Raw genomic sequence first — 11,156 nt, 5'->3', positions numbered from 1 at the left:
GGTTAAAAATTAAAACTCATTCCGCCATAATAATTACGTAAAGGGGCAGGATTAAAATACCGTCCTCCAAAAGCATTGATATCGTTTCCAAGACTATATTTTTCATTGAGTAGATTGTCGGCCCCAACAAAAAATCTAATTTTATGCTGTGAACAGACAGATTTGCTCCAGGATAATTTGCCTTGTAAAAGATGATACCGTTTGGCATAAACAGTGTTTGCGTCATCCAGTGGTATTGCTGCTGTTAAATTGGAAAGAAGATCCAACTGGAATTCATCCGGGAAAAGTATATTCAACGAATTTACCCATACCGTTTTAGGAACCGCAGGAAGTTTATTGTTCTTATAGTTTTTGTCGCCTACCTGATAGGTTTTGAAACTGTAGTCATTGAGGGAAAAATTACTGGTCAGCTGTAGGCTACGGACCGTACCGGTTGTTTGAGGCCTGATCAAATACATGAATAGCGATGCTTCCAATCCCTTTTGGTTTATTTTACCCGCATTTTGAAAATATTCAGCACCATTATCCCGTACCTGTCGGATGATGGCATTGTTCATTTGATAAGTGTAGGCCGCTGCATCTAAAATAATCCGGCGATTCCACAAATGCCAACGAAGCCCAAATTCATGGTTTGTACCTGTTTCTGGTTTCAGCATCGTATTAATTGTATTGTCTGACGAACGGACTTCAGCAACAGTTGGTGCAGAGAAACCTTTAGAAATCGATGCTCTAAGTGCAAGCATTGGAGTGATCAAATAGGATAGTGCTGCTCGTGGCATCCATGTACTCCCGAAATCAATATTTTCTTTGTTTTCTTGTGCGACAGGATAACGTTGCTGGTAGCCAATTTTATTCTCATTTAATCCGAGCGACAGCTCTACCTGGAGACGCTCTAGCCATTCCAGTTGGGTGCGTGCAAAAAATGATTGCTGACTGTTTTCCAATTTGTCCTTGGCCTGAGGATCGGTAGCGACACCTTGGGCGTTGTCATAATTGTCAATAGCATACCAACCCTTTTGCGCTTCCAAGCCCAGTTGGACTTCATATTTTAAATCTTGGCTCAACAAATCCACATAAGATAAATACAGGCGCGTTCCTAAATTCTTTTCATCTCTTTTCTCGTAATTGGTGATGAAGGGATTTTTGATCTGATTGGATGAGCCAAATACACTGGCGAATAAGGTCATCTTAGAACTGAGATGCGTCTGGTTGCTCAGTCCACCAAAGAATGTTTTATCGTAGATTGCTGCTTTTTGTTCAGCAGCACCAGGATTTGGTCCGCCCTTAGGCCGGGCCTGCCTGCGGTCGCTCTCCATTTGTGCTGCGGTGAGCCCTCCCGGAGTTTGGTAACCGAGATCCGAATAGAAACCGGTGAATTTTAATTCGGATGTTTTTGCATATTGCCAATTGTAATTGAGTTGGATATTCTTTTTGTTTAAGGCTGAATTCTGGCGATAACCGTCACTTCTTGTCCAACTTTGATTGATAGCAAGTTGCTGAGTCTGGTTGATGGGTAATATTGCATTGAACTGTTCCTGGAAAAGACCGTAGGAGCCCCCCGTTAATTGGAGGTTGACTTCAGGTTTGTCAGATCGATCAAATCCTTTACTATAAAAGGAGAGTACACCGCCTGAATTGGCCCCATAGATCGATCCATCTGGACCTTTCAATACATTTATCTGCCCTATTGCGGATGGATCTATCAAGTTAAGGTAGGTGTTCCCGCCTGCGTCAGTAAAAGGAAAGTCGTCCAGATATATTTTGACATTGCGAACACCAAAAGGTGAACGGACCATACTCCCACGGAGTGCTAGCCGGTAACTCCCAGGGGAACGTTCTTCCATGCGTAAACCCGGCACCCTGTTCATTGCTGAAACAAAGGAGGGCGACTGCTGGGATTGGATCATTTGGCTGCTTAACACAGCCGCAGAAGATGTCAATCGCAATAGCGGTTGTTTATTGAAGTAGGCTTTAACTTCGACTTGTTCTAGCCGATTAGTCGTAGTATCCACTTCCTGCGCATATAATTTGCTACATAAACCAAGGGTAGCAAGTAGGTAATATCTTTTCATCGTTAAGGTTTGGTCGGCTTAGTCTGCAAATTCCTGACTGAAATAAATTTCAAAAATCTGCTTTTTCTTATTGTATTTTAGGCATTGAAAATTCGCATATACGGAGCTGGTCGGTACACAAAGACTGTTGGCCATGGCTTCTTTTGAGAATTTTTTGTTCAGACATCCCTGCTGCAAATCAAAGTTTTTGTTCGTCGAAATATCGGTCACATCAAAGGAATTGTCGTCAATCAGGTAATTTGAATTGTTTAATCGAATATAATCCTCTTGATCAATCAGTTCGGAAGCAACGAGATAATCGAGCGATCCAAAGCTGGATGAACAATCCAAATTTTGAAGGGTATTGACAACTTTTAACTCTTTATACAGTGTGTTGTATGTATTGCTTTTATGATCGAATAAGGTGATCTCGATGGGATGATTACCTTTGTTGTATACCGTATACCCAAGGTCACCGGGGCCATTTTCGAAGATATTCCCTTTCGCGATCGCTAAAACAGCCAAGTTAGGATGCCCAAGAAAATAATCTTTCTGGTCTGCACTTAGTGTTGTCGTTAACTTCTGGTGCAGTTTATCGAAGAGGCCGGCGTCGTTCATTTTCATTAACTGCTGCGCTTGTTCCTTTATTCTGTCTGCAAAACGCGGGCTATCGTAGCTCGAAGTATCCGATGGGAGTGGTGGTGATGCAGGAGGGACTACCTGTTCTTTCTTTTGTTCGTCATTTTTCGTTGTTTTTGACGTCTTTGTCTGATGACAGGAAACAAGAGCTGATAATAATACAATGTATAGAAAAAAGGTTTTTAAATTCATGATGAAATATCGTCAATGCCAATTCAGTCACTCTTCGTGAATAGAAAGAGCAACAACATCGGCTAATTTAGTTATTTTATGGCAAACAAAGCTGTCGCAATCTGGAATTAGAAAGCTTCATTCAGCCCCAAAAAGAAACCACGGGAACCATATTTTCCAAAGGCATAGTCCAGACATAGATTTGTGCGTGTTGCTTTGTTAAAGAGTACCCGTAATCCGGCACCACCCCCAGGTTGCCACCTTTCAAAAAGTTTGGTGCCCAGTTCGTCGCTGGCAGTCTGTAGGTTAAAAAAAGCAGCTCCGCTCAAAAAGCGATTCTTTAAAATTGGGAAGCGGTATTCTGTTTCGGCATAACCGAAAGAAATTCCTTTGAAATAACCAATGGTGTAACCGCGGCCGCTTCTGACGGCTACGTCTCTTCCCGTTCCGGGGAGATCAAAATAGGGGAGTGTACCACCGAGTTTATAGGAGCCCCAATACCAGAAGGCAAGTACATGAGCCGGGTCGGACTGAGATAAACTAAAGTATTTTCGAAAGTCGGTGGTAAGCTGTACAGCACTTTTGCTACTGCCCAACAGCGTTGTGTTCCATCGCACACCGATATCCGAATAGATACCCTTGTAAGGCCTATTGGGGTTGTCTCTTGTCATGTATTGCATATTGAGCAATAGTCCATTGGAATTATAACTGTCGGGCTCGAAGCCATGTTTTTCGGTGTAGATGGTATTGGGAGTAATGTTGCCATTGGGGCCGCTGCTGGTTATTTTTCGTCGTAAGTCAAACGCCAATCCGGCTCCAACAAATAGTCCGTCGGCGATTCGTTTATAGACTTTTTCATTAAATGTAAACGCGTTATATTTTGCTCCGTATTTCTTATGGTCGGGGTTGGCAAGGATCTCTTCATCGGCATTGTTCCATTTTCCATGGGGAGTCATGCCCAAACCCGCATCTAAAGCGACCATTTTGACAAGTGCAAAAGCGCCCTGAAAATTTAGTTTATTGTTGGGGGTAAAGATATTATGGCTAATATAGAAGACCATGATGTTTTTTGTGGTGATTGAGGCGGATGTCGCTGCGATCGACATGGTCGTTGTTTTGGGGTCACCCAATACTTTCCCCGCGACAGCCTTGATTCCGATCTGACCACCAATGGTTGGGTTGTAGGCAATGTTGGGCATTAAGGTGATGGGAGAGCGTTTACTCGCATGTTCCTTTTTTCGTTTGGGATGGATTATTCTTCCGATTAGATCCGATATATCGTATTGACTGGCCAAGGCCGAGTCACGCTGATGTTTGTACTGTGCAAGAGAGTCTGTTTTTGCATCGGTTTGGGCAGCGAGCAGCGTAGGGATTGAAATTAAAAGTATTCCTAAAAAAGCATGTCGGAAGAAATCGTTAAAACGTAAAAGTTGATGCATACATTCGGGTCTATCTTAAAACTAAACGTCAAAAAAAATAAAATGTTTTCTCAAGTACTCGGAGCCTGTCTTTTTTTGATCTCTGAACAAATGCAAATGTGGTATTGTGTTGAAGAAGTTTATTTTTCTTGCGAAGCAGGAGAATTAAACTTGCAAATCACAGCAAATTTATCTTAGTTTGATTATTTAAACTAGGATATGATAGGACGCACTATATTTAATTATGGATTGACTTTGCTTTTATTGACAGGGGTAGCTCATGCGCAAGAACTGTATACCCCAAGAAATATTCAGCAAGCGATCGAGAAGGGAACCCGTACCAAAACGGGTCTACCAGGGAAAAACTATTGGCAGAATTTTGGTAAGTATGATGTGCGGGTGCAATTGGATCCGGCTACAAAGATGGTGAGTGGAACAGAGACTATTCTGTACACAAACAATAGTCCCGATACATTGAAACGCTTGGCTATCCGATTTGTGAACAATGTGCACAAACCTAATGCGGTACGTGCTGCATACGCTTCGGACGACTACCTGACTTCGGGCCTAAAGATTAAATCGTTTAAACTGAATGGTCAAGTTTACGACGTAAACAGCAAGGACTGGGGAACGGTGAAGTTAGGTGATTTTGGGCAGAAAATCCTTCCGGGAAGGACTGCAACATTGGACATTAGCTGGGAATATCCGTTATCTGTCGAAAGCGACCGTGAAGGGCTGTTGAATGCTTCCACCTTTTATTGTGCTTACGCTTATCCGCGTGTGTCTGTATACGACGATTATAATGGTTGGGATCTTCTGGAACATAATGGCCGACAAGAATTCTACAATGGTTTCAACGATTATCAATTTGAGATATCTGTTCCGAAGAACTTTGTTGTTTGGGCGACAGGTGAATTGACAAATGCGGCTGATGTACTGCAGAAACCTATTCTGGACCGTTTCGAAAAATCAAAAGTCAGCGATACGCCAATACATATCGCGACAGATGCCGAAATGAAAGCGGGGAAAGTGACAACACAAGAAGCCTGGAATAAGTGGAAATTTAAAGCAACCTATGTGCCTGATTTTTGTTTCAGTGTGAGTGATAATTATATCTGGGATGGCGGGAGTGTAGATTTGGGAAGTAAGCGCGTGAGTGTGCAGTCAAGCTATGTCGCTGGAACAGCAGATTTTGAACAATACATTGGTTGGCAGCAATATTGCATTGACTGGTTTTCTAAAAATTGGCCTGGTGTCACCTATCCGTACCCAACAATGACAGCCGTTCAGGGGTTTGCAGATATGGAATATCCGATGATGATTAACGATTCGAGTGTCCCAGATAATCTCGTGGATGCACGGCAAACAGCAGACCATGAAATTGCACATACCTATTTCCCTTTTTACATGGGTATCAATGAGACGCGATACGGTTATATGGATGAAGGCTGGGCTACTGCATTGGAATTCTGGATTGGAAATGCGGAGATTGGTGCCGAAAAAAATAAAGAACTTTTCAAAGATGCCCGTGTAAAGCGCTATATCTTTGACCCCTCTACCGAAGAAGACCAACCCTTGATTACCATGACCTCTCAGTTGAGTGGTTTAGGGTACGGCAACAATGCCTACATCAAGGCCGCATTGTCTTATATTGCGTTACGGGATTACCTGGGTGATGAACTGTTTAAAAAAGCACTACACCATTACATGGAGCTATGGCATGGAAAACATCCGACGCCTTGGGACTTCTTTTATAGCATCAATGCTGGAGCTGGGCAGAATTTAAACTGGTATTGGAAAAATTGGTATTTCACCAATAATTACATTGACCTTAAGGTGAATGGTTTTAAACAGCTTGCTGGTAAAAATACACTGACGATCACCAATATCGGGGGATTTGCAATTCCGTTTGATGTGTTGATTACCTATACGGATGGATCGGTGGAGACAAAACATCAAACTCCGTCAATTTGGCAACACAATGAAAAACAGGTAATCCTGACTTGGACTTCGACTAAAAAGGTGAAAAATATTACCTTGGACGGTGGCATTTTTATGGATTACACAGCCAAGGACAACAGCTGGGACGTTATTAAATAACCCGATCGATCGTGTCAGCCTTTATGTTTGAAAAGGTTGACACGATTGGTGACTGAATGCTGTTGAAGTCTGCCTACAACTAGGTGTCCATTCCTGTAAGCCTTACCCTGGGGCTGTAAGATTACAGCTGATCGATGCATCGAAATGTCAGATTAATTCGTGCACTGAACACCTTTTTTGTCGGTGGAAGCCGATGCAACCAATACGTTTGTGTAAGACCTTTCATCACCAATAAACTTCCATGGCCCAAGATGATGTCTATTTTTTCTTTGCTCGTTTTATGTTTAAAGGCAAACTTTCGTTCAGCACCAAAGCTTAAAGAAGCAATTGCTCCATTTTTTTTGAGGTCTTTTTCACCGTCACTGTGCCAGGCCATTCCTTCGTCGCCATTGTGATAAAGATTCAACAGGCAGGAATTATACGTCTCCTGTGTTTGTTGTTCGGCAATCTTTTTCAGTTCAAGAAGTTCCTTTGTCCAGGGAAGCGCCCTTTTAGTGGTGTTGGAATAGCTATATTCGAAAGCCTGGTCGCCATACCAAGCCACTTTTCGTTTGGTGACGATTTCGTTTCCAAAAATAATGGCACGGTCATTTACCCATTCGATCGAGTCCATGAGTCTATCAAAATAGTGGTTTGCTTCCTGTGGAGGTAGTATTTTACCATAATAATTGACAGTCCCATCGTAAGGGAGTAGATTTCTATTGCCATCGAAGAGATTGTCGAAAAGTTCCATGTTATCGTATTGTGTGTGTTTACTAAATAGCCGTATGCAAAGTCTCCCATCCGATCATCGCTGTTTTCCGCATTGGATCCCATCGGTAACCACCAAATATACCGCTGTTTTGTATAACACGATGACAGGGGATAAGGTAAGCTATCGGATTGCTTCCAACAGCTGTGCCGACAGCACGGGAAGCCTTGGGGTTTCCGATTTGAGAAGCGATAGCACCGTAAGTGCTTAAGTTACCCATAGGGATTTTTAATAAAGCTTCCCAGACTTTCAATTGAAAATCAGTGCCTTTTAAATGTAATTTTACCTGACGGATATCTTTATCTTGGGGATTTAATGCGCTGAGTGCATTCTCATGCATGCTGTTCCCCTGTTGTAGGTATGTTGCGTTCGGAAATCGTTGCTGAAGAGCGTCAAAAGCTGTTATGTTATCATCCGCGTAGGCAATATGACAAATACCTTTTGAGGTGGATGCAATTAGCATTGTGCCGAATAAGCTCTGATAATACGCGTAGGAAATCAATAAATTGGAGCCTTCATTTTTATATTCAGCGGGAGTCATCCCCTCAATGTTGATAAATAGTTCATGAAGTCTACTGCTGCTGGAAAGGCCAAGCTGGAATGTTGTTTCAGCAATGTTATTTTCCTTGAGCAATGATTTTGCATAATTTATACTTACGTACTGTAAGAATTTCTTGGGACTTGTACCTGCCCATGCGGTAAACATGCGTTGAAAATGAGCTTCACTCATGTAAACATGAGAAGCGATCTGACCCAATGTAGGTTGAGACTTAAAGTTTTCCTGTAAGAAATGTATGGCCTTGGCGATACGTTGAAAATCTACTTCTTGTTGAATAGTCATGATTGTTCATTTAATTTATACAAAGTTGCTAATAAGAAGAAGTCTTTAAAATCCGATTTATGCTAAATTACATGTTGGATGAAGGAGATTTGTCCGAATGACCTAAGGATTTATCTGGTGCGACCAGATCACGGATCAGTTGTTTGAGTTCTTTTATTTCGGGGAATCGACCGGCTCTTTTTCGATCGAATATCTCCTTATCCGCTACCCGTACTGTATAACGGCCTGCAATTTCGCTGGGGACCAGCATCACTCCATGGATCTCATCGGTGAACGAACTCAGTACCTCCTGCGCCATATAGGCGGCGCGCAGCATCCAATTGCATTTTGGACAATATTCAATTTCAATAACAGGTTTTGTTGCCATGAGTTAAGTTCAAGTACGTTGTTTTGTTTCAAACAAATTTATCAATCCTAGCGCTGCAATCCTAACGCTTTTTGTCATGGAAATTTCGAGATTATTTCCGACTCAGCGGAGTACTGTATACAACAAGCCCATTCCATTGGCCTTTTTCTCGGTTAATGGAATGGGCTGGTATTGTTGGATATTCCTGATAGGTATGCTGGAGGCTTAACCGATTTTCAAAGAGGTCATGGTCAGTGATCCAGCCACTGAATTGTCGTTGAAGAGAAACAACTCATCATTTTTCTCCTGTAAACCCAAGGTATAGATTAAAGGGAGGTAATGTTCAGGAGTTGGAATTGCCAAGTCGAACTCTTTGCCCTGTTTTCTGAAATCTATGAGCGCCTGATGATTACCATTCTGAATAAATTTCTTCATTTTTTCATTGGCTATAGTAGCCCACTCATACGCATAGCCTGCCGTATCGAGTTTGTCCCAGGCGACCATCCGTAAGTTGTGCACCATATTGCCGCTACCGATAATGAGTACCCCCTTTTTTCTTAGCGCGTTTAATTGCTGTGCAATTTCATAATGGTATGCTGCAGATTGTGTGTAATCGATGCTCATTTGAATAATAGGCACGTCTGCATCAGGGTATAGATGTTTGACGACAGACCATGATCCATGGTCCAGCCCCCATTTGTCGTCGAGATGAACCTCTGTTTTGCTGACGATATGCTGTGTTTCTAAAGCGAGCGCCGGGCTGCCTGGAGCTGGGTATTGGACATCAAATAATGCCTGAGGAAAACCGCCAAAGTCATGAATGGTGGCGGGATGCTCCATCGCTGTGACAAATGTTCCACGTGTTTCCCAGTGTGCCGAGACAACAAGAATCGCCTTCGGTTTTTCGAAAGTTTGGCCAATTTTTTTGAATCCCCGGACAAATTCGTTGTCCTCTATGGCGTTCATGGGACTTCCATGTCCTAAAAATAAGACCGGAAATTTGTCCGTTGCCTCCAGTTCCTCGGAAAATTTATATAAAGAGTTTGCTTTATGAGCTACTCCAGCTAATGGTAATGTTGCCATAATTTTAATAAAATCCTTTCTACGCATTTGATATGATGTGGCTGCGTCAATTTTTATTACAAAGGTAGGGGATGGGCTTAGCTAGGCGGTATCATTATCCTGTCAATCTGTTGTACTATTCGGAAATCTGTTATACGCTATTCGGAAATAAGTTTTTGGATTTCATTTCTAAATTCCGAAGGCGTCATGCCTGCTTTCTTTTTGAAGACATTGGTAAAGTAGGCTTTATCTTGGTAACCGAGTTCAAAACCAATTTCCGAGATCGTTTTAGTCGTTGTCAACAGGAGGTTTTTTGCTTCAATAAGTTTCCGTGTTTCGATAATCTCAGAAACGCTTTGTTGTAATATGCTCTGACAAATTAAATTTAGGTTTCGTGTCGACATAAAAAGCTTCTCCGCGTAAAAATTAACGCCTTCAGGACGGCGGTAGTTCTCTTCCAGTATAGATAGAAAGCTTGTGAACGTTGTACTCTGATTTTTCAATTGCTGTTGGCTGTCTGGAAATTGCCTTTTTCGTTCAGATTCAATCATAGTAAAGATGGTGCTCAATAGCTGCTTGATAACCGCATAATCTACGCTAGTTTGTAAGCATTCCTGTTGCATTAGCTCACACAAGACTATCAATCTCCCGAAGCAGTTGGGGCTGGCGAAGGTCAATGTCGCATTTTCATGAAAGTGGGCGTAGAGCTGGAAAGTCGTTTCGGGGATAAATTCACTTTTAAATCGAATGACCCAAAATTCAATGTTATTATTATGCAAAAGAGGTTTGACGCGGTGGGTTTTGCCCTGAGTGACAAAACTTATAAATGGAGCGGTGTAGGTTTTTGTTTTAAAATCGATAAAATGTTCGAGCTTTCCTGCCACACCAATAATCAATTCCTCGAAATCATGTTGATGTATTTCGTTTTTGGATTGTTGTATGCGCAGTGCCTCATCGGCGTCAACTTTGTAAATTTTGAAAAGTCCGTTCAAAATAAGGAAGATTTTAATTTGCTATTTACGAATATACGGTTTCAGTTACATATTGTTTGTCAAAGACCATTTGGCTTTTCATATTGCTATTTTCGCTTGTTTCAGCGGCAGTTTTGACAAAAGGGGAGGTCTGTTGTTACCCCGCTTAGGCTCAAATTGTATACTGATTTGTAATTAACAGCATTATAACACCGTTTTAACAGGGGGTTAATAGAGGTTATACCCCCGCTAACCCCCTGTTAACCCCCTGTAATACCCCTGTAATACCCCTATTAATTATTAACAAAAGTTGAACGAAATTAGTAATAGATCCATTGCGAAGCCTGCCTCCATACGCTATATGATGACCTGGGGTTCTCCGAAGGCCCAATCTTGCGGCTGGATCAGCCATTTCAGCCTTCCGATCACCTGTTTTACAAAAAGAATCTCGCACCGTTACAGGCAGTTAAGGATAAAATGAAAATAATAAGAACAAAAGGCTTGGAAGTTTGTTAGTAAACTCCCTATCTTTGCACCACTCCGCAAGGGAGGGACGGTTACCTCGAAAGAGGGAATCCTGAAAAAAGAAGGGTTTAACGAGAGTTAAACGCGGAAATCGAAAAAAGAGAAAAGAAAAAAAAACTTCAAAAAGTTTTTGGAAGTTCAGAAAAGATTTCTACCTTTGCAGTCCCAACGGAAACGAAGGGAAAAACAAAACGATAAAGAGGGGCGCAATGCCTATCGGAATAAAGCGGATACGGAAGTTGAAGCGGCAAAAGTTCTTTAAGAAAACACAATCATGTAAG

10 protein-coding genes are annotated in these 11,156 nt (G+C 41.9%); 2 read left to right on the top strand and 8 right to left on the bottom strand.

Going from position 1 to position 11,156, the window contains the following annotated elements:
• Nucleotides 1–2: 2 nt before the first annotated feature.
• The 3 genes from IQ31_RS16120 to IQ31_RS16110 form a co-directional block, all read right to left on the bottom strand.
• A complete protein-coding gene (locus tag IQ31_RS16120) occupies nt 3–2,072 on the bottom strand; it encodes a TonB-dependent receptor (RefSeq protein ID WP_088162751.1) in 2,070 nt (689 codons plus the stop codon).
• A gap of 18 nt (nt 2,073–2,090) precedes the next feature.
• Complete coding sequence (locus IQ31_RS16115; protein ID WP_088162750.1) at nt 2,091–2,882, bottom strand: hypothetical protein; 792 nt, start codon at nt 2,880–2,882, stop codon at nt 2,091–2,093.
• Nucleotides 2,883–2,989: 107 nt separating this feature from the next.
• Complete coding sequence (locus IQ31_RS16110; RefSeq protein WP_088162749.1) at nt 2,990–4,300, bottom strand: BamA/TamA family outer membrane protein; 1,311 nt, start codon at nt 4,298–4,300, stop codon at nt 2,990–2,992.
• 198 nt (nt 4,301–4,498) lie between these two features.
• Between IQ31_RS16110 and IQ31_RS16105 the strand changes: the two genes are divergently transcribed.
• On the top strand, nt 4,499–6,379 hold the full coding sequence (locus tag IQ31_RS16105; RefSeq protein WP_088162748.1) for a M1 family metallopeptidase: 1,881 nt from the start codon (nt 4,499–4,501) through the stop codon (nt 6,377–6,379).
• A gap of 121 nt (nt 6,380–6,500) precedes the next feature.
• On the opposite strand, the gene IQ31_RS16100 is transcribed toward IQ31_RS16105, so the two are convergent.
• The 5 genes from IQ31_RS16100 to IQ31_RS16080 all read right to left on the bottom strand — a co-directional run bounded on the left by IQ31_RS16100 (nt 6,501) and on the right by IQ31_RS16080 (nt 10,371).
• Entirely contained in the window at nt 6,501–7,112 is a 612-nt protein-coding gene (locus tag IQ31_RS16100) for an alpha-ketoglutarate-dependent dioxygenase AlkB family protein (protein ID WP_075993961.1), read from the bottom strand.
• 22 nt (nt 7,113–7,134) lie between these two features.
• The gene (locus IQ31_RS16095; protein ID WP_167512264.1) at nt 7,135–7,971 is read right to left on the bottom strand and encodes a methylated-DNA--[protein]-cysteine S-methyltransferase; all 837 of its coding nucleotides are present in this window, start codon (nt 7,969–7,971) and stop codon (nt 7,135–7,137) included.
• 67 nt (nt 7,972–8,038) lie between these two features.
• Nucleotides 8,039–8,338, bottom strand: coding sequence for an Rdx family protein (locus tag IQ31_RS16090; RefSeq protein WP_075993960.1), 300 nt, complete (start codon nt 8,336–8,338; stop codon nt 8,039–8,041).
• A gap of 204 nt (nt 8,339–8,542) precedes the next feature.
• A complete protein-coding gene (ygiD, locus tag IQ31_RS16085) occupies nt 8,543–9,400 on the bottom strand; it encodes a 4,5-DOPA-extradiol-dioxygenase (protein ID WP_198385980.1) in 858 nt (285 codons plus the stop codon).
• Between the two features lie 137 nt (nt 9,401–9,537).
• Nucleotides 9,538–10,371, bottom strand: coding sequence for a helix-turn-helix transcriptional regulator (locus IQ31_RS16080; RefSeq protein ID WP_088162746.1), 834 nt, complete (start codon nt 10,369–10,371; stop codon nt 9,538–9,540).
• 634 nt (nt 10,372–11,005) lie between these two features.
• Between IQ31_RS16080 and IQ31_RS28080 the strand changes: the two genes are divergently transcribed.
• The gene (locus IQ31_RS28080) at nt 11,006–11,137 is read left to right on the top strand and encodes a hypothetical protein (RefSeq protein WP_262507971.1); all 132 of its coding nucleotides are present in this window, start codon (nt 11,006–11,008) and stop codon (nt 11,135–11,137) included.
• Nucleotides 11,138–11,156 lie beyond the last annotated feature (19 nt).

Origin of the sequence: Sphingobacterium siyangense (assembly GCF_007830445.1) — a bacterium.
Taxonomy (GTDB): domain Bacteria; phylum Bacteroidota; class Bacteroidia; order Sphingobacteriales; family Sphingobacteriaceae; genus Sphingobacterium; species Sphingobacterium siyangense.
The sequence above is the reverse complement of the archived record's forward strand: the minus strand, read 5'-3'. Positions and strand labels throughout refer to the sequence as shown.

Coding starts and splice junctions, on each gene's coding strand:
- IQ31_RS16100 (WP_075993961.1), bottom strand. CDS start 7,112: ATGGAACTTTTCGACAATCTCTTCGATGGCAATAGAAATCTACTCCCT.
- ygiD (WP_198385980.1), bottom strand. CDS start 9,400: ATGGCAACATTACCATTAGCTGGAGTAGCTCATAAAGCAAACTCTTTA.
- IQ31_RS16095 (WP_167512264.1), bottom strand. CDS start 7,971: ATGACTATTCAACAAGAAGTAGATTTTCAACGTATCGCCAAGGCCATA.
- IQ31_RS16115 (WP_088162750.1), bottom strand. CDS start 2,882: ATGAATTTAAAAACCTTTTTTCTATACATTGTATTATTATCAGCTCTT.
- IQ31_RS16110 (WP_088162749.1), bottom strand. CDS start 4,300: ATGCATCAACTTTTACGTTTTAACGATTTCTTCCGACATGCTTTTTTA.
- IQ31_RS16090 (WP_075993960.1), bottom strand. CDS start 8,338: ATGGCAACAAAACCTGTTATTGAAATTGAATATTGTCCAAAATGCAAT.
- IQ31_RS16105 (WP_088162748.1), top strand. CDS start 4,499: ATGATAGGACGCACTATATTTAATTATGGATTGACTTTGCTTTTATTG.
- IQ31_RS16120 (WP_088162751.1), bottom strand. CDS start 2,072: ATGAAAAGATATTACCTACTTGCTACCCTTGGTTTATGTAGCAAATTA.